At 65.5% G+C, this 18,199-nt stretch carries 17 protein-coding genes and 2 pseudogenes; 12 read left to right on the top strand and 7 right to left on the bottom strand.

Annotated features, from left to right (window positions below; all coding sequences use genetic code 11):
* Positions 1 to 652: 652 nt before the first annotated feature.
* Positions 653 to 793, top strand: a pseudogene (locus OKQ63_RS21275) (helix-turn-helix domain-containing protein); the annotation flags it as partial.
* Here OKQ63_RS21275 and OKQ63_RS21280 read toward each other — a convergent pair.
* Genes OKQ63_RS21280 through OKQ63_RS21305 form a run of 6 tightly spaced genes read right to left on the bottom strand, consistent with a single transcriptional unit; the run spans position 747 to position 5,422 of the window.
* Positions 747 to 1,817 carry a DMT family transporter gene (locus tag OKQ63_RS21280; protein WP_264214140.1) on the bottom strand — a complete coding sequence of 357 codons (1,071 nt, stop codon included), beginning with the start codon at positions 1,815 to 1,817 and terminating at the stop codon, positions 747 to 749. The pseudogene OKQ63_RS21275 and the gene OKQ63_RS21280 sit on opposite strands and share 47 nt — an antisense overlap.
* On the bottom strand, positions 1,817 to 2,845 hold the full coding sequence (locus OKQ63_RS21285; RefSeq protein ID WP_264214141.1) for a zinc-binding alcohol dehydrogenase family protein: 1,029 nt from the start codon (positions 2,843 to 2,845) through the stop codon (positions 1,817 to 1,819). Before OKQ63_RS21285 ends, OKQ63_RS21280 begins: the two co-directional genes overlap by 1 nt.
* Before the next feature lie 21 nt (positions 2,846 to 2,866).
* Positions 2,867 to 3,211, bottom strand: coding sequence for a cupin domain-containing protein (locus OKQ63_RS21290; protein ID WP_264214142.1), 345 nt, complete (start codon positions 3,209 to 3,211; stop codon positions 2,867 to 2,869).
* Positions 3,208 to 4,308: an alkene reductase gene (locus tag OKQ63_RS21295; protein ID WP_264214143.1), complete on the bottom strand. Its 1,101-nt coding sequence runs from the start codon at positions 4,306 to 4,308 to the stop codon at positions 3,208 to 3,210. The genes OKQ63_RS21290 and OKQ63_RS21295 overlap by 4 nt, the downstream gene beginning before the upstream one ends.
* 53 nt (positions 4,309 to 4,361) lie before the next feature.
* Positions 4,362 to 5,033 carry an SDR family oxidoreductase gene (locus tag OKQ63_RS21300; protein WP_264214144.1) on the bottom strand — a complete coding sequence of 224 codons (672 nt, stop codon included), beginning with the start codon at positions 5,031 to 5,033 and terminating at the stop codon, positions 4,362 to 4,364.
* Complete coding sequence (locus OKQ63_RS21305) at positions 5,030 to 5,422, bottom strand: VOC family protein (RefSeq protein WP_264214145.1); 393 nt, start codon at positions 5,420 to 5,422, stop codon at positions 5,030 to 5,032. Before OKQ63_RS21305 ends, OKQ63_RS21300 begins: the two co-directional genes overlap by 4 nt.
* 164 nt (positions 5,423 to 5,586) lie before the next feature.
* Here OKQ63_RS21305 and OKQ63_RS26180 point away from each other — a divergent pair.
* The 6 genes and pseudogenes from OKQ63_RS26180 to hutU form a co-directional block, all read left to right on the top strand.
* Positions 5,587 to 5,679, top strand: a pseudogene (locus OKQ63_RS26180) (helix-turn-helix domain-containing protein); the annotation flags it as partial.
* Between the two features lie 144 nt (positions 5,680 to 5,823).
* Complete coding sequence (locus OKQ63_RS21310; RefSeq protein ID WP_264214146.1) at positions 5,824 to 7,149, top strand: MFS transporter; 1,326 nt, start codon at positions 5,824 to 5,826, stop codon at positions 7,147 to 7,149.
* Between the two features lie 102 nt (positions 7,150 to 7,251).
* Positions 7,252 to 8,460 (top strand): imidazolonepropionase, encoded by a 1,209-nt coding sequence (gene hutI, locus OKQ63_RS21315; protein WP_264214147.1) that lies wholly within the window; start codon positions 7,252 to 7,254, stop codon positions 8,458 to 8,460.
* Positions 8,457 to 9,980 (top strand): histidine ammonia-lyase, encoded by a 1,524-nt coding sequence (gene hutH / locus OKQ63_RS21320; RefSeq protein ID WP_264214148.1) that lies wholly within the window; start codon positions 8,457 to 8,459, stop codon positions 9,978 to 9,980. Before hutI ends, hutH begins: the two co-directional genes overlap by 4 nt.
* Positions 9,977 to 10,762 carry an N-formylglutamate deformylase gene (hutG, locus tag OKQ63_RS21325; protein ID WP_264214149.1) on the top strand — a complete coding sequence of 262 codons (786 nt, stop codon included), beginning with the start codon at positions 9,977 to 9,979 and terminating at the stop codon, positions 10,760 to 10,762. Before hutH ends, hutG begins: the two co-directional genes overlap by 4 nt.
* Positions 10,759 to 12,441: a urocanate hydratase gene (gene hutU / locus OKQ63_RS21330; protein ID WP_264214150.1), complete on the top strand. Its 1,683-nt coding sequence runs from the start codon at positions 10,759 to 10,761 to the stop codon at positions 12,439 to 12,441. Before hutG ends, hutU begins: the two co-directional genes overlap by 4 nt.
* Positions 12,442 to 12,530: 89 nt before the next feature.
* Here the strand turns inward: hutU and OKQ63_RS21335 are convergent, their stop codons facing one another.
* The gene (locus OKQ63_RS21335) at positions 12,531 to 13,217 is read right to left on the bottom strand and encodes a GntR family transcriptional regulator (protein ID WP_264214151.1); all 687 of its coding nucleotides are present in this window, start codon (positions 13,215 to 13,217) and stop codon (positions 12,531 to 12,533) included.
* Positions 13,218 to 13,324: 107 nt separating this feature from the next.
* Between OKQ63_RS21335 and OKQ63_RS21340 the strand changes: the two genes are divergently transcribed.
* From OKQ63_RS21340 to OKQ63_RS21360, 5 genes are read left to right on the top strand one after another with little or no spacing between them, the layout of a single operon-like run.
* Positions 13,325 to 13,927: an amino acid synthesis family protein gene (locus OKQ63_RS21340; RefSeq protein ID WP_264214152.1), complete on the top strand. Its 603-nt coding sequence runs from the start codon at positions 13,325 to 13,327 to the stop codon at positions 13,925 to 13,927.
* Positions 13,899 to 14,702, top strand: a complete 804-nt coding sequence (locus OKQ63_RS21345; protein ID WP_264214153.1) for an alpha/beta fold hydrolase — start codon at positions 13,899 to 13,901, stop codon at positions 14,700 to 14,702. The genes OKQ63_RS21340 and OKQ63_RS21345 overlap by 29 nt, the downstream gene beginning before the upstream one ends.
* A complete protein-coding gene (locus tag OKQ63_RS21350) occupies positions 14,699 to 15,625 on the top strand; it encodes a flavin reductase (RefSeq protein WP_264214154.1) in 927 nt (308 codons plus the stop codon). The genes OKQ63_RS21345 and OKQ63_RS21350 overlap by 4 nt, the downstream gene beginning before the upstream one ends.
* Positions 15,622 to 16,659, top strand: a complete 1,038-nt coding sequence (locus tag OKQ63_RS21355; RefSeq protein ID WP_264214155.1) for an LLM class flavin-dependent oxidoreductase — start codon at positions 15,622 to 15,624, stop codon at positions 16,657 to 16,659. Before OKQ63_RS21350 ends, OKQ63_RS21355 begins: the two co-directional genes overlap by 4 nt.
* 12 nt (positions 16,660 to 16,671) lie before the next feature.
* The gene (locus tag OKQ63_RS21360) at positions 16,672 to 18,135 is read left to right on the top strand and encodes an aldehyde dehydrogenase (protein ID WP_264214156.1); all 1,464 of its coding nucleotides are present in this window, start codon (positions 16,672 to 16,674) and stop codon (positions 18,133 to 18,135) included.
* Positions 18,136 to 18,199: the final 64 nt, after the last annotated feature.

Raw genomic sequence — 18,199 nt, forward strand, 5'->3', positions numbered from 1 at the left:
TTTGGCCGGACCGGTAGAGTTGTGTAGGACATGAAAACGGCACCCTGGCGGAGTTCGATGGATGACAGTGAGGCAGCACCAGCCAAGCACCGGCACATTTTCCGTGACGCAGGAAATGACCAGTCATTCCCTGCGTTTCGGTACCGGGCGTTTCGACTATCTGACCGATGCCGAGGGCGGCGGTCAGCTTGTGCGCTGCCGCAGTGGCGAACTTGAGCTGTTCGGCCATGCCGGGGAATGGGTGATCCCGCCCGGTCACATGGTCTATATCCCCGAGGGACGGATGTTCCGCTTGCGGGCACGGGTGCCTTCGTCGGGTCTGGTTGTCAAATTCTGCCGCCGCGAGGTTGCCTGGACACATGACGGATGCTGGGTCGGCCCGGTGGGGGAATTTGCCGCGGCAATGCTGGACTACGGTCTGAAATGGGGGGGCGATACGAGTCCGGGCAACCGCCACGCGCGCGCCTTTTTCACCACGCTCGGCCACATGCTGCCGGAGTGGTTCCGGCACGAGCGGATCATGTGGACGCCTTATGCCAGCAGTTCGGCCATTCAGGAGGTGATTGACTACACCCGGCGCAAGGGGCCATCGGTTTCGCTGCCGGAGGTGGCGGAACATGCGGGCATGTCGGAACGGACCCTGCGCCGTCATATGCAAGCGGAGCTGGGGCAGAGCTGGCGCGAGTTCATCCGCGAAATGCGGATGAACCGGGCGATGGAGATGCTGCGCCGCGAGCGGCGGTCGATCACGGAAACGGCCTTTGAGGTGGGGTTCTCGTCGAGTTCGGCCTTTTCCGTGGCGTTTCAGGAATATGTGGGCCGCACGCCTTCGGCCTATGCCAAGTCGTTTGCGGGCGGTGGCCGGCACCCTCCGCAGTAGCGCCGGGTGTCACAGTCTGGACGCCGCCCCGCACCAGAGCCGCGAGCATGACTCCACCGCCAATCAAGGTCGCGGCCTGCACGGGTTCCCCCAACGCCAGAGTTGCCGAGAGGAAGCCGATGAGCGGTGTTGCGGTGCTGATCAGTGCGACACGTGCTGCCGGCAGGCTGCGGCCCGCGGCAATCATGAACCCGAAGCCGGCGCCGCTGGCCACCGGACCGATGAGCACCAAGAGGGTAACGGAAACCGGTGTCAGCGACCGCGGCGCAAAGGGGCCCTCGGTGAAATAGGCAACCGGCAGCAGGGCCAAGCCGGCAATCAGCATTTGCCAGAACAGGGCATCGCGGACGCTGCCCTGCCATTTGTGGCGGTTGACAAGCCGCATTGCGATTGCCCAAAGGGCAGAGGCCACCAGGATAAGCAGCAGCGCCCCCCACATACCGGATTTGCCCGGGGAAAAGACGATCACCGCGCAGCCCGCGGCGGACACAAGCGCAGTTGCCTTGCGTTTGCGGATTATCTTTGCTTCGCCAAGAATCATGTCGATCAGCAAGAGCCAGACAGGCGTCGTATAGATCAGAATGCTGGCTGTTCCCGCCGGGACAAGCGTAAGCGCCAGAGTTGCCAGCCCCATCATGCCGGCGAACTGGAAGGCCGCGACACCCAGGATGACCGGCACATCAGCCCTTGTCAGAACCGGCAGGCGGCGGCGGGAGATGACAATCAGCGCGGCAACCGCCGGAGCACTGAGAAGAAAGCGCAGGCAGACCATCCAAAAGGGCGAAAAGTAATCAAGCCCGAGCTTCATCACGGGCCAGTTCACGCCCAGCAGCAGAACCGACAGGCCCAGCATGACGCGGGCTTGGCTATGCATGGGTGCGGCAAAGGCCGGGCGGGTGATGCGCCGGCCTTTGCCTTGTTGCATGATGCCGGGCATCAGAACCCTTCCAGAACGATCTTGCCTTTTGCGGTGCCGGCTTCGATGGCGGCATGGGCCTTGCGCAGGTTCTCTGCATTGATCGGCGAAAGGACTTCGCTCAGCGTGGTGCGGATGCGGCCCGCGTCGATCTCATCGGCAACAAAGCTCAGCAGCTTGTGCTGTTCGATCATGTCCGGTGTCTGATGCATGGCGCGGGCGAACATGAATTCCCAGTGCAGCGCTGCGGCCTTGGTTTTCATGCCCGCCATCGGCATTGGCAAACCGGTGTCATCAATGGTCACGATCCCGCCTTGCGGCCGGATCAGTTCGACAGCCGCATTCCAGTGGCGCATGTCGTTGAAAATCGCGATGTGATCGACGTGGTGAAAGCCGAGCGCGCGGGTTTGCGCCACCATGTCCTCGCGGTGGCTGACCGTATGATCTGCGCCGAGCGCCTTGACCCAGGCGATGGTTTCGGGACGCGAGGCCGAGGCAATCACGGTCAGGCCGGCGCGTTTGGCCAGCTGGATGGCGATCGACCCGACGCCGCCTGCACCGCCGATCATCAGGATGGACTGGCCGGCATCCGCGCCGTCACGGTCGATGGCAAGCCGGTCGAACATGGCTTCATAGGCGGTGATGGTGGTCAGCGGCAGCGCGGCGGCTTCGGCGTGGCTGAGGCTTTCGGGTTTGCGGCCCACGATCCGTTCATCGGCCAGCTGGTATTGCTGGTTGCTGCCGGGACGGGTGATGTCACCGGCATAATATACGGCGTCGCCGGGTTTGAAGAGCGTCGCATCCGGACCGACAGCGGTGACGATGCCGGAGGCATCCCAACCGAGGACGCGCGGCGTTTCTTCCACCTTGTCCTTGGGCGCGCGCACTTTGGTGTCGACGGGGTTGACGGCAACCGCCTTGATCTCAACCAGAATGTCCTGGCCGGCGGGGGCAGGAACAGGCAATTCCACATCGGAAAAGGCGTCGGGATCACTGACCGGCAGGTAGCGCGTCAGGGCGACAGCTTTATTGGTAGTCACGTGTTGCATGCGGGGGTTCCTCATTGGCTTTCAGCAGTCGAATTCGATGGTGACGAAGACAAGCTCGGCGTCTCCGGTATTTGTCAGGTCGTGAACAAAGGCATTGTCCGGCGTCAGATCGGGGAAGTGCTGTGTCTGGCCGTTGGCATAGGTGACATCCTCGATGCGGCCGTCGCCATGGCGCGACCTGGCTTTCCCGTCGGTCAGAACCGTCCAGAAATAGGGCCGGTCATGCCGGTGGGCGGCAAGCGTCTCGCCGGGAGCGAGACGCAAGTGCCAGATCTTCATGTTGCCGGTTTCGGCAACAAGCCTGGTGCCGATCCGGTTGTTGCCGCGGGCTTGATCAATCTCGCGGGCGGACAAGGGACGGCTCATGCCGCCGCCTCATAGTTGCCGTAGGTGGTGTAACCCTGCTGATCGCCGCCAAAGAGCGTATCGCCGTCAAAGTCTGCCAGCGGCAAACCTTCGGCATAGCGGCGCGGCAGGTCGGGGTTGGCGATGAACGGGCGTCCAAAGGCCACCACATCGGCCAGTTCTTCAGCCAGGATGGCCTCGGCCTTGTTCTTGTCATAGCCGCCGGCAACGATGATCGCGCCGGGAAACACCGCGCGCAGTGCTTCGCGGAAGGCGCGCGGTGTTTCCGGGGCGTCGTCCCAGTCCGCCTCGGCGATATGGATGTACGCGATGCCGATGCGGCCGAGCTCCCTGGCCATTGCCAGAATGGTGGCGGGGGCGTCAGGGTCATCCATGCCGCGCTGCGTGATGAAGGGAGAGATCCGGATACCCACGCGATCCGCGCCGAGTTCAGCGGCCGCAGCCCCGGCCGCCTCGATGGCAAAGCGAATGCGGTTTTCAACGCTGCCGCCGTATTGATCTTCGCGTTTGTTTGAACCGGCGCGCAGGAATTCGTCGATCAGGTAGCCGTTGGCCGCGTGGATTTCGACACCGTCAAACCCGGCCTCCTTGGCGTTTCGTGCGGCCGCTGCGTAATCGGCGATGACGCCTGCGACCTCGGCGGTTTCCAGTGCGCGGGGGATGGGGCAGTCGACCATGCCGCCTTTGCCGGTCTCAGGATCGACAACCCAGACGGTTGCATCGGGGGCAATTGCCGAAGGCGCGACCGGCCGTCCGTCCGCATGGAACATCGCGTGGCTCATCCGGCCCACATGCCAAAGCTGGTTGACGATGCGCCCGCCCGCCTGATGCACGGCACCGGTCACCTTGCGCCAGCCTGCCACCTGTTCTTCGGAGTGGATGCCCGGGGTGAAGGAGTAGCCCTGACCCTGTTGGCTGATCTGGGTGGCCTCGGTGATGATCAGCACCGCGCCGGCGCGTTGGGCATAATAATCCGCCATCATCGCATTGGGGATATTGCCAGGCTGATCGGTGCGGCAGCGTGTCATCGGGGCCAGTGCCATGCGCGATGGCAGATGCAAGGCGCCCACTTTGGCGGAGTCAAAAAGAGTGGTCATGTGATTGGTCCTTTGGGTGGGAATTAATCCGGCAGGTTTTGGAGCGCTCTGGTTCAATTGATCAGCGCACCGCCGTCGATGTCGATCACGGCGCCAGTGACGGAAGGGGTTTCAATCGCAAAGAGATGGCCCGCGGCCACGTCATGGGGCCGGGCCACACGGCCCGCGGGCAGGCGGGAGGCGGCGCCTTCAAGCATTTGCCGGCGCGCATCTGCATCCATCCCGGCATAGGCCTCTGTCTCGGTCAGCCCCGGGCTGACAACATTGACGCGGATCGGGGCAAGTTCCTTGGCAAGGATCTTGGCGCTGGCTTCGAGAGCTGCGTTGATCGCGGTTTTGGTGAACGTGCCGGGTACAGTGCGCCGGGCCAGAAAACCGCTGGTGAAGGTGATCGTGCCGCCTTCCCGCAGGTGGGGGGCTGCGGCCTGCGCGGCGCGGATGCTGCCCCAGAACTTGGTGTCAAAGGCGGCGCGGGCAGCGTCCAGATCAAGGGAGGCGATGGCACCGCCCGGCGCTTGTGAGCCTGCGGTGAAGACAAGGTGATCGATCGGTCCTTGCTGGACAATCCAGCTGGACAAAGCTGCACCGTCGGAGACATCCAGCCCCGTCGCGCGGCTGGCCCGCACCACCTCGGCGCCGCGTTCGGCCAGAGCGTCAGCCACCGCAGCGCCAATGCCAGATGTACCGCCGATCACGAGTGCTTTCTTATTGGTCACGCCAGTCATTCTTCGTCTCCGGAAAATGTCTTGGTTTCGCGAAACACGGTTTCGATGAGTTGTCCGCAGGGGGCGTGGAAGAACAGGCGCCGTTCGTTCAGTTCCGGCAGATCCATGGTGGAATAGCGGATGCCGCGTTCTTCGAGCCTGGTGCGAAAGCGGGTGTAGCCGGCCAAGCGAAACCCGACGTGATCCCAGGCTTCGGGGCTGGCATTCGGACCCAGCCCGCGCGAGCCGATCAGATGGACAATGGGATCGTCCCCGGCATAGAGCCAATGGCCCGGAATGCGCTGGATCGCCTTGGGACGCGGCTTTTCTGCAAGACCGAAGACATCAATGAAGAAGTCCCGCGTTCCAGCGAGGTTTCGGGTGCGTATGGTCACATGGTCAAGCTGCATAGGGGTGTTTCCTTGGTTGCCACCAAGATGATCCTTGCGGGCAGCCAAGGGAATTGGGCGGATTCCGAAATTATAATTCGGATATGCCGAATAATTATTCCGGACGATCTTTCCCTGTTTCTGCGCCTCGTCGAAAGGGGCGGACTGGTCGCCGAGGGGGCGAGATGGGGCTGTCGCCGGCAGCGGTATCGCAACGCCTTGCGGCACTCGAGGACCACTACGGCGCTGGGTTGCTGAAGCGGACGACCCGATCCATCTGCCTGACAGAGAACTCCCCCGCCGGTGCGGCGTCAGCAACCTGGCAAAGCCCGCAGCGTGCCGGCGATCCGGGCCATTGCGTTCGCCGCCGCCGCGCGGCCAGAATACCGGCAGACCTCCCGGCGAAAGGACCCCGCAGCCCCATGCTTTCCATCCTGCGCAACCGGACCTACCGGCATTTGTTCCTGGCCCAGATCGTGGCGCTGACCGGCACCGGGCTGGCGACCGTGGCGCTTGGCCTTCTGGCCTATGATCTGGCGGGCGCGCGCGCCGGGGTGGTGCTGGGCACCGCGCTGACGATCAAGATGTTGGCCTATGTCACCGTGGCCCCGATTGCCGCCGCCTGGGCAGAGCAGCTGGACCGGCGCAGGATGCTGATCACCCTGGATCTGCTGCGGATGGCGGTGGCGGTTTGCCTGCCGTTCGTTTCCGAGGTCTGGCAGGTCTATGTTCTTATCTTCCTGCTGCAGTCGGCCTCCGCCGGGTTCACCCCGGCGTTTCAGGCCTCGATCCCCGATGTGCTGACGGAGGAGACGGAGTACACCCGGGCGTTGTCGCTGTCGCGGCTGGCCTATGAGCTGGAAAGCCTCGTCAGCCCGATGCTGGCTGCGGCACTGCTGGTGCTGGTCAGCTCCTCGACGCTGTTCTGGGGCACTGCGGCGGGTTTCGCCGCCTCGGCTTTGCTGCTGTTCTCCATTGCCTTGCCGTCGCCGGAACCCAAGGCCCCCCGGCCCATCTGGCAGCGCACCACCCGCGGCATCCGGAACTATTTGCGGACCCCGCGGCTGCGCGGGCTGCTGGCGCTGAACTGGGTTGTTTCGGCGATGGCCGCGATGGTGCTGGTCAACACCGTGGTGCTGGTGCGGGCCGGCTTGGGGCAGGGGGAAAGCGCGGTGGCCCTGGCGCTGGCCTGTTTCGGCGGCGGCGCGATGCTGTCGGCGATGCTGCTGCCGCGCCTGCTGGAGCGTTTGCCGGACCGCAGCGTCATGCTGGCTGGCGGCGCCCTCGGCTGTGCCGCGCTGATGGTGCTGGCACTGACCACGCTGATGCAGCCGCTGGGGTTTGTACGGCTGGCAATTGCCTGGTTCGTGATCGGCCTTGGATATTCCGCGGTTCTGACACCCTCGGGGCGGCTCTTGGCGCGTTCTGCCCATGCCGCGGACCGGCCCGCCATCTTTGCCGCGCAGTTCACCCTGTCGCATGCCTGCTGGCTGCTGTTCTACCCGCTGTCGGCCTGGCTGATGGCGGTCTGGGGGGCCGGGGCCGCGATGCTGGTTCTGGCGCTGCTGGCGGCTGCGGGTCTGGCCGCGGCGCAGCATCTGTGGCCGCGGGACAGCGCAGCCCCGGTTCCGCACAGCCACACCGGCCTGCCGCCGGATCATCCGCATCTGCAAGGCCCCGGTCCGCATGCGCATCCGATTGTGATCGACGATCTGCACCCGCGGATCCCGCCGGATCCGCCGCGCTGAGGACGCAAATGCAGGGCGGCCTCCGTTTTTTATGACTAGACATAATATCCTCAATGAGTAGTTTAATGTCGGAACGGCAGCAAAGCGACTCGGGGGGATTCCGTGACAGGAGAGTATGTTCTGACAGGCGCGCGGCTGGCCACGATGGCCGGAACAAATGCGCCTTATGGTTTGATTGAAGACGGGGCCGTTGCGGTTTCCGGCGGCAGAATCGTCTGGGCCGGGCCGCGGGCAGATTTGTCAGCTGACAATTTTCCCTGGGAGCAGCGCGATCTGGGCGGCCGGTTGGTAACGCCGGGGCTGATCGACTGCCACACCCATATCGTTTTTGGCGGCAACCGGGCGATGGAGTTCGAGATGCGCCTGAACGGCGCGTCTTATGAAGAGGTTGCGCGGGCAGGGGGCGGCATCGTCTCCACCGTGTCGGCGACCCGCGAGGCCTCGCTGGAGCGGCTGGTGCAAGATGCGCTGCCGCGTCTGGATGCGCTGCTGGCCGAGGGCGCGACGGTGGTGGAGGTGAAATCCGGCTACGGGCTGGACCGCGAGACCGAACTCAACATGCTGCGCGCCGCTCGGCGTCTGGGTGAGCTGCGCCCGGTGACGGTGAAAACCACCTTCCTCGGCGCCCATGCGGCGCCTGCCGAGTACAAGGGCCGTGACGACACCTATATCGACGAGGTCTGCATTCCCGCCCTGCGCGCTGCCCATGCCGAAGGGCTGGTGGATGCGGTCGACGGCTTCTGCGAGAACATCGCCTTTGCCCCGGCGCAGATCGAACGGGTGTTCAAGGCCGCGCAGGAACTGGGCCTGCCGGTGAAACTGCACGCCGAGCAGCTGAGCCATCAGGGCGGCACCGCGCTGGCGGCGCAGTACGGCGCGTTGTCCGTCGATCATGTGGAATACGCCACCGAGGACGACGCCCGCGCGATGGCCGCCAGCGGCTCTGTCGCGGTGATCCTGCCCGGCGCATTTTATACCATCCGCGAAACCCAGGCACCGCCGATCGAGCATTTCCGCACCCACGGCGTGCCGATGGCGCTGGCGACCGATTGCAACCCCGGCTCCTCGCCGCTGACCTCGCTGCTGCTGACGATGAACATGGGCTGCACCCTGTTCCGGATGACGCCGGAGGAGGCGCTGGCAGGCGTCACCCGCAACGCCGCACAGGCGCTGGGGTTAACTGACCGCGGTCAAATATCCGCCGGCATGCGCGCCGATCTGGCGGTCTGGGACGTCGCAACCCCCGGCGAGCTGGCCTACCGCATCGGCTTCAACCCGCTTCACTCCCGTATCTATGAGGGCAAACAATGATCCAGATGATCCCTGGCACGGTGACGCTGTCCACGCTGGAAGATATCTACCGCAACCTGACACCCGCCCGGCTGGATGCGTCGGCCCGCGAACCGGTGGAGGCCGCTGCCCGGATGGTGGCCGAGGCTGCCGCGGGCGAGGAAGCGGTCTATGGCATCAACACCGGTTTCGGCAAGCTGGCCTCGACCAAGATCGCGCCCGCGGACACCGCCACCCTGCAGCGCAACCTGATCCTGTCGCATTGCTGCGGCGTCGGCGAGGCGCTGCCGGAGGACAAGACCCGGCTGATGATGACGCTGAAGCTGTTGTCGATGGGCCGCGGTGCATCCGGCGTGCGCTGGCTGGTGATCGAGCAGATCGAACAGATGCTGGAACGCGGCGTGGTGCCGGTGATCCCGTCGCAGGGCTCGGTCGGCGCATCGGGCGATCTGGCGCCGCTGGCGCATATGGCGGCGGCGATGATCGGGGCAGGCGAGGCCACTTATGACGGCACCCGCATGTCCAGTGCCGAAGCCCTGAAAAAGGCCGGGCTGGAACCGATTGTGCTGGGTCCGAAGGAAGGCCTGGGGCTGATCAACGGCACCCAGTTTTCCACCGCCTGCGCGCTCGCCGGGCTGTTCGACGCCTGGCGCATGGCTGAGGCTTCGATGGCGATTGCTTCGCTGAGCACCGACGCCATCATGGGCTCCACCGCGCCGCTGATCGCGGACATCCACAGCCTGCGCGGCCATGCCGGCCAGATTGACGTGGCCCGCGAAATGCGCGCCATCATGGACGGCTCCGAGATCCGCGAGAGCCACCGCGAGGGCGATACCCGCGTGCAGGACCCCTATTGCATCCGCTGCCAGCCGCAGGTGGTGGGCGCGGCGCTGGACGTGCTGCGGATGGCCGCGAAGACGCTGGAGATCGAGGCCAACGCCGTCACCGACAACCCGCTGGTGCTGGTGAACGAGGGGCGCATCGTCTCGGGCGGCAACTTCCATGCCGAATACGTGGGCTTTGCCGCCGATCAGATCGCGCTGGCCGTGGCCGAGATCGGCGCCATCGCGCAGCGCCGGGTGGCCTTGATGGTGGATCCGACCCTCAGCCACGACCTGCCGCCGTTCCTGACCCCCGATCCGGGGCTGAACTCCGGCTTCATGATTGCCGAAGTCACCACCGCGGCGCTGATGAGCGAGAACAAGCATTTGGCCAACCCCTGCGTGACCGACTCGACCCCGACGTCGGCCAACCAGGAGGACCATGTGTCGATGGCCGCCCACGGCGCGCTGCGGCTTTCGAAGATGAACGCGAACCTGTCGGTGATCCTGGGCGTTGAAATGCTCTGCGCCGCGCAAGGGGTGGAGGCGCGCGCGCCGCTGAAAACCTCCGAGCGCCTGCAGGATGTGCTGGCGATGCTGCGCGAGGAGATCCCCGCGCTGGCCGAGGACCGCTATCTGGCACCCGACATTGAAACCGCCAGCGCCATGGTCCGCGCGGGCCGCGCCGCCAAGGCCGCGGGCGTGGAGGTGAAGGCATGATCGAGATTACCCGAGGGTCATCGCCGCTGGTGCTGGGGCTGCCCCACACCGGCACCGATGTGCCGCCGGACATCTGGGACTGCCTGAACGAGACCGGAAGGGCGCTGGCCGATACCGACTGGCACATCCACGACCTCTATGCCGGGCTGGCAGGGGAGGTGACAACCGTCCGCACGCCGATCCACCGCTATGTGATCGACGTGAACCGCGATCCCGCCGGACTCAGTCTCTATCCCGGGCAGAACACCACCACTTTGGTGCCCTTGACCGATTTTGACGGGCTGCCGATCTGGCGCGACGGCATGGAGCCGGACGAGACCGAAACCGCCCGCCGCCGCGAGGCCTATCACGTGCCGTACCACGCCGCGCTGGCAGCGGAACTGGAGCGGGTGAAGGCCATCCACGGCTTTGCCATCCTTTACGATTGCCACTCGATCCGCGGCGATATCCCGTTCCTGTTCGAGGGCCGGCTGCCGGATTTCAGCATCGGCACCAACATGGGCGCGACCTGCGACCCGGCGATCGAGGCGCTGACCGTCGCCCATTGCGCCGCGGCGGAGGGCTATACCTCGGTACTCAACGGCCGGTTCAAGGGCGGCTGGACCACGCGGCACTATGGCCGCCCGGCGGAGGGCCTGCATGCGATCCAGATGGAACTGGCGCAGGCGACCTACTGCCAGGAAAGCCCGCCCTGGACGTATCTGCCGGAGCGCGCGGACAACTTGCGCGCCCATCTCACCCAAATTCTGACTGATCTCAAAAACTGGAGGCCCTCGGCATGAGCGATCCCCGCAAGAACACCCGCGATATTTTCCCGCCCACCGGCACGGAGCTGAACGCCAAGTCCTGGATGACCGAGGCGCCGCTGCGGATGATGATGAACAACCTGCACCCCGATGTGGCGGAAAACCCGCATGAGCTGGTGGTGTATGGCGGCATCGGCCGCGCCGCGCGCACCTGGCAGGATTTCGACATGATCGTCGAGAGCCTGAAAAACCTGGAGGAAGACCAGACCCTGATGGTGCAGTCCGGCAAACCGGTCGGTGTCTTCCAGACCCACAAGGACGCGCCGCGGGTGCTGATCGCCAACTCCAACCTGGTGCCGCATTGGGCCAATTGGGACCATTTCAACGAGCTCGATAAGAAGGGCCTGATGATGTACGGCCAGATGACGGCCGGCTCGTGGATCTATATCGGCACGCAAGGCATCGTGCAGGGCACCTATGAGACCTTTGCCGAGGCCGGCCGCCAGCATTTCGGCGGCGACCTGACCGGCAAGTGGATCCTGACCGGCGGTCTGGGCGGCATGGGCGGCGCGCAGCCGCTGGCGGCGGTATTCGCCGGTGCCTGCTGCCTGGCGGTGGAGTGCAACCCGGACTCGATCGACTTCCGCCTGCGCACCAAATACCTGGACGAGAAGGCCGAAACCCTGGACGAGGCGCTGGAGATGATCGAGCGCTGGACCGCCGCCGGTGAGGCGAAATCCGTGGGCCTGCTGGGCAACGCTGCGGATGTGTTCGCCGAGCTGGTGGAGCGCGCCAAGGCGGGCGGCATCCGCCCCGATATCGTCACCGACCAGACCTCGGCGCATGACCCGGTCAATGGCTACCTGCCGCAGGGCTGGACCATGGCGGAGTGGAAGGAAAAGCGCGAAACCGACAAGAAAGCGGTTGAGAAAGCGGCCCGTGCCTCGATGAAGGTTCAGGTCAAGGCGATGTGCGATTTCCACGCCATGGGCATCCCCACGGTGGATTACGGCAACAACATCCGCCAGATGGCGCTGGAGGAGGGGCTGGAGAACGCCTTCGACTTCCCCGGCTTTGTGCCCGCCTATATCCGTCCGCTGTTCTGCCGCGGCATCGGCCCGTTCCGCTGGGCGGCGCTGTCGGGTGATCCGGAGGATATCCGCAAGACCGACGCCAAGATGAAGGAGCTGTTCCCCGACAACGAAGGCCTGCACCGCTGGCTGGACATGGCGCAGGAGCGGATTGCCTTCCAGGGCCTGCCCGCGCGGATCTGCTGGATCGGCCTCGGCGACCGCCACAAGGCGGGTCTGGCCTTCAACGAGATGGTCAAGAACGGCGAGCTGAAGGCGCCGGTTGTCATCGGCCGCGACCATCTGGACAGTGGCTCGGTGGCCTCGCCCAACCGCGAGACCGAGGCGATGATGGACGGCTCCGACGCGGTATCCGACTGGCCGCTGCTGAATGCGCTCCTGAACACCGCCTCGGGCGCCACCTGGGTGTCGCTGCACCACGGCGGCGGCGTCGGCATGGGCTTTTCACAGCACTCCGGCGTGGTGATTTGCTGCGACGGCAGCGACGATGCGGCGCGCCGCATCGGCCGCGTGCTGTGGAACGACCCGGCGACGGGCGTGATGCGCCATGCGGATGCGGGGTATGACATCGCCAAGGACTGCGCGCGCGAGCACGGGCTGAACCTGCCCGGTATCCTGGGCTGACAGTCCGGGTGAAGCGAGGCTGAAATCCGGCACGGATTTCAGCCATGAAAAATCGATTTTTCATGGCCGTTTTTCTCGTAGTAAAACGGCTACGCCTCGTTCAGCAGCCGCTCGGCAGTGTGTTTGGCGTCACTCAGATGCTGCTCGATCGCCTTTTGCGCGGCCTTGGCGTTGCCTGACACGATGGCCGCGCAGATCTCCTGCATATGGGCAGGGCCGGGTTTCCGGCGCTCTGCGGTGGACAGCGTCACGGCCCGCAGCCTGCTGATGCGCCCGTTCAGACGCTGGGCGATTTCCCAGGCGACATTGTGGCCGGCGCCTTCAAAGATGATCCGGTAGAACTCTGTCGTGGCCCGCAGCATGGGACCGGGAACGCCCGCGGCCACCGCATCCTGCAGCGCCTGCAAGCTGTTCCGCAGCGCCGCGGCGAGGTCCGGCGTCATGTTCCGGGCGCAGGCGGTGGCGGCGGCGGTCTCCAGCATCTGGCGGATGTCATAGATCTGCCGCGCATCCTCCCAGCTGAGCTGCGCCACAATCGGGCCCTTGCCGGGCAGGATCTCCACCAGACCCTCGGCCTCCAGGTACCGGATGGTCTCGCGCACCACCGTCCGGCTGACGCCGAGCTGGTCGCACAAGGGGCGCTCCACCAGCCGCTCGCCGGGCGCAAACCGGCCGGAGATGATCGCCTCGCGCATCCGCTCCTGCACGATGTCGCGCAGAGTCTGCGGCGGCTGGTCGATTCTGCGCATCACAGGCGGGGTTCCGGAGCTGGTCATATGTCCTCCGATAGCAACGGCGGCAGGGCGGAACAAGTCCGCATTGACATACTGTATGATGGTATACCATATTATGGCAACTGGAATCAGACAGGAAAGACCCGCCCATGCCCGCCGAAATCCGCAAGACGCTGCTGCATGTCGAAGAAACCCTGATCGAGGGTGGCAAACCGGCGGAAACGCCGCTGAGGATGATTGCCGCGGTGGCGGTGATCAAAAACCCCTGGGCCGGGCAGGGTTTTGTCGAGGACCTGCGCCCGGCGATCCATGACTGCGCCCCGGGCCTGGGGGAGAAGCTGACGGCGATGATCCTGGAGGCCGCCGGCGGCGGCGGCAAGGTCGAGGGCTACGGCAAATCCGCCATCGTCGGCGTGAACGGCGAGGTCGAGCATGCCTCTGCCCTGATCCACACCCTGCGCTTCGGCAACCACTTCCGCGAGGCGGTGGGGGCAAAATCCTACCTGGCCTTCACCAACACCCGCGGCCCGGCCAATGCGCCCTTGCAGATCCCGCTGATGGACAAGAACGACGGCGGGCGGCGCAGCCATTACCTGACCATCCAGCTGTCGGTGGCGGATGCACCGGGGCCGGATGAGATCGTGATCGCGCTTGGCGCCTCGATCGGCGGGCGGCCGCATCACCGGATCGGCGACCGCTATCAGGACCTGAAGGAACTGGGCCATGACGCCGACAACCCTGCCGCTGTCTGAGCCTTACGGCCCCGTCACCTGCCAGCGGGCGGGGCAGGGCGCGCCGGTGGTGCTGATCCACGGGGTCGGCATGCAATCGGCGGCCTGGGCGCCGCAGACCGCGGCGCTGTCCCTGACGCATCAGGTGATCGCGCTGGACATGCCCGGCCACGGCGGCAGCGCGCCGCTGCCCGCAGGCGCGGAGCTGCCGGAATATGTGGCGTGGCTGCACGCCGTGCTGCAGGCGCTGGACCTGGGGCCGGTCAGCTTGGCGGGCCATTCCATGGGCGCGCTGATTGCCGGCGGCTATGCGGTCTGCCATCCTGAGGCCGTGGCCCGGGTGGCGTTGCTGAACGGGGTGTTCCGGCGTTCGCCGGAGGCCCGGGCTGCGGTCGAAGCCCGCGCCGCCGAAATCCGCGCAGGCAGTTTCGACCTGGACACGCCGCTGATCCGCTGGTTCGGCGAGAGCGCGGCGGACCAGACCGCCAGGGCGCAGGTGGCCGGATGGCTGTCGGGCGTGAACCTGCAAGGCTACGCCGCGGCCTATACCGCCTTTGCCCGCGGCGACAGCACCTATGCGGACGGGTTTGGCGGCATCCGCTGCCCGCTGCTGGCGCTGACCGGCGATGGCGATCCGAACTCGACGCCGGAGATGGCGCAGGCCATGGCAGAGGCAGCGCCCATGGGCCACGCTGTTGTCATCGAACGCCACAGGCATATGGTCAACCTCACCGCCCCCGCCGCGGTCACCGCGGCCCTGCGGGATTGGCTGAACACGGAAGGAGCAACGTCATGAGCGGCATCGACCCGCGCGCCCTGCGCAACGCCTTTGGCACCTTCATGACCGGCGTCACCGTGGTGACGGCGCATGATCCGGAGGGCAATCCCATCGGCTTTACCGCCAACTCCTTCACCTCGGTGTCGCTGGACCCGCCCTTGGTGCTGGTCTGCCTGGCCAATTCCTCCAGCAATTACGCGGCGTTTGAACAGGCGAGCGGCTTTGCCATCAATGTGCTGGCGGAAGATCAGAAAGACGTCTCCAACACCTTTGCCCGGCCCGTCGAGGACCGTTTTGCCGCCGTTGAGTGGCGCAAAGGACCGCAGGGCAGCCCGGTGTTTGAGGGCGTTTCCGCCTGGTTCGACTGCTCCATGCACCAAAGGGTGGAGGCCGGCGACCACCTGATCCTGATCGGACAGGTGGCGGCGTTCGAGACCTCGCCCTTGCCGGGGCTGGGATACGCCCGCGGCGCCTATGTGACGGCAGCCGCCGAAGCCGAAGCCTTGAGCCAGGGCGCCAAGCTGATCGTCTCGGCCCTGATTGAACATGAGGGCAAGGTGCTGCTCATGGGCAACGATCAGGGCAGGCTGACGCTGCCGGAAACAAGGGTGGGCAAGGAAGGCGCCTCGGCGGCGCTGGCCCGGTTGATTGCCGAGACCGGCGTCGAGGCGGAGCCGGGGTTCATCTATTCGGTTTTCGAGGACGAAGCGCGCGAACATCAGCACATCTCGTTCCTGTGCCAATCCGCGGGGGGCAGGCCGGCCAAAGGGGTATTCACGCCGCTGACTCAATCCACGCTGATGGACATCGCCGATGCGGCGGTCTGCACCATGCTGGAGCGGTTCGCCAGTGAAAGCCGGATGGGCAATTTCGGGGTGTATTATGGAAACCAGAGCCGGGGCCAGGTGCGCCCGGTCGGGACAGGGAGCAAGGGCGCATGAAATTTTCCCTCTTTGCGCATATGGAGCGGATCTCGGAGTCCGAGGATCAGAAGCAGCTCTATGACGAGTTCATCCAGCTGTGCAAAATCGCCGATGACGGCGGCATGCACGCGGTCTGGACGGGTGAGCATCACGGGATGAATTTCACCATCTCGCCGAACCCGTTCCTGAACCTCATTGACGTGGCGCGGCACACCAGGAACGTGCGGCTGGGCACGGGGACGGTGATTGCGCCGTTCTGGCATCCGGTCCGGCTGGCAGGCGAGGCGGCGATGACCGACATCATCACCAATGGCCGCCTGGATCTGGGCATCGCCCGCGGCGCCTACAGTTACGAATACGAGCGCATGAGGCCCGGCATGGACGCCTGGGAGGCCGGCCAGCGGATGCGGGAGCTGATCCCGGCGGTGCAGGGGCTGTGGCAGGGCGATTACGCGCAGGAGGGGGAGTTCCATTCCTTCCCGAAAACCACGTCGTCGCCAAAGCCGGTGCAGGAAAACGGCCCGCCGATCTGGGTTGCTGCGCGGGACCCCAACAGCCATGAATTTGCGGTAGCGAATGGCTGCAACGTGCAGGTGACGCCGCTGTGGAAGGGCGACGAGGAAATCACCGACCTGATGGGCAAGTTCAACGATGCCTGCGCCAAGCATTCCGATGTGCCGCGTCCCAGGATCATGCTGCTGCAGCACACCTATGTGGCCGACAGTGCCGCGGATGTGAAACGCGGGGCGGAAGAGCTCAATCGCTTCTACTGCTATTTCGGCGCCTGGTTCATGAACCAGCGGGGTGTTTCTCAGGGCTTGATCGATCCGCTGAGCGATGAAGAAATCGCCGCGCATCCGTTCTACTCTCCGGAAGCGATGGAGCGCGATCTGGTGATCGGCGAACCGGCAGCGGTGATCGAGCGGCTGAAGAAATATGAGGCGCTTGGCTATGATGAGTATTCGTTCTGGATCGACAGCAGCATGAGCTTTGAGCGCAAGAAAGCCTCTCTGGAGCGGTTCATCGCGCAAGTCATGCCGGCGTTTCAGTAAAGGAGAGTGCAAATGCAGTCCTTCCAGCAGTATATCGGCGGCGCGTTTGAGGATGCAGGCGCCACGTTCGACAGCCTCGACCCGGCGACCGGCACGCCCTGGGCGCGGATGCCTGCGGCATCGGCGGCGGATGTGGACCGGGCGGTCCGCGCGGCGGAGGCTGCGTTCTTCTCGGCTGAGTGGGCGGGGATGAGTGCCACCCAGCGCGGCAAGCTGCTGATGCGGCTGGCGGATCTGGTGGCGGAAAATGCGCCCAGGCTCGCCGAGCTGGAAACCCGCGACACCGGCAAGATCATCCGCGAGACCTCGGCGCAGATCGCCTATGTGGCGGAATACTACCGCTATTACGCCGGCCTCGCGGACAAGATCGAGGGCGCGCACCTGCCGATCGACAAGCCCGACATGGAGGTCTGGCTGCGGCGCGAGCCGGTGGGCGTGGTGGCCGCCATCGTGCCGTGGAATTCGCAGCTGTTCCTGTCGGCGGTGAAGATCGGCCCGGCGCTGGCGGCGGGCTGCACGGTGGTTCTGAAAGCCTCGGAGGAAGGCCCGGCGCCGATGCTGGAGTTTGCCCGCCTCTTTGATCAGGCGGGATTTCCGCCCGGTGTCTTGAACGTGATCACCGGCGGGCCGGAAGCGGGGGCGGCGCTCACCAGCCACGCATCGGTCGCCCATGTCGCCTTCACCGGCGGGCCGGAGACCGCGCGCCATATTGTGCGCAACTCGGCCGAGAACCTTGCCTCCACCTCGCTGGAGCTGGGCGGCAAGTCGCCCTTCATCGTGTTCGATGACGCCGATCTGGAAAGTGCCGTGAACGCGCAGGTGTCGGGCATCTTTGCCGCCACCGGGCAAAGCTGCGTTGCGGGCTCGCGGCTGGTGATCCAGAAAGGCATCAAGGACGCCTTCCTCAAGCGGCTGAAGGAAAAGGCCGAAGCCGTGGTGATCGGCGCGCCGCAGGATATGGCCACCGAAGTCGGGCCTCTGTGCACGCTCAAGCAGCGCGACCATGCGCTGCGGCTGATCGCGGCCTCGGTGCAGGCGGGCGCCAGGCTGATCACCGGCGGCGCGGCGGTGGAGGGCGCGGGATTCTACTTCCCGCCCACCGTGCTGGATTGCTCTGAGGCGCCGGAGGCCCCGTGCCTCAGCACCGAATTCTTCGGGCCGGTCCTGTCGGTGGTCAGTTTTGAAACCGAAGCGGAAGCGCTGGAGATTGCCAACAGCACCGCCTTTGGCCTCGCCTCGGGCGTGTTCACGCAAAACCTCACCCGCGCGCACCGGATGATCCGGGGCATCCGGGCGGGCATCGTCTGGGTCAACACCTACCGCGCCGTCAGCCCGATTGCGCCTTTCGGCGGCCACGGCCTCAGCGGCCACGGGCGCGAGGGCGGGCTTCAGGCGGCGCTGGATTACACCAGGGTCAAGGCGGTCTGGCTGCGCACCAGCGACGAGGCGATCCCCGATCCCTTTGTGATGCGGTAACCGGCCGCGCCGGGTTCCGCCATTGGCGCGGCCCTGAGCCGTCCTGCCATTCCCGTGGCGGGAC

This window comes from Leisingera thetidis (genome assembly GCF_025857195.1).
Taxonomy (GTDB): Bacteria; Pseudomonadota; Alphaproteobacteria; order Rhodobacterales; family Rhodobacteraceae; genus Leisingera; species Leisingera thetidis.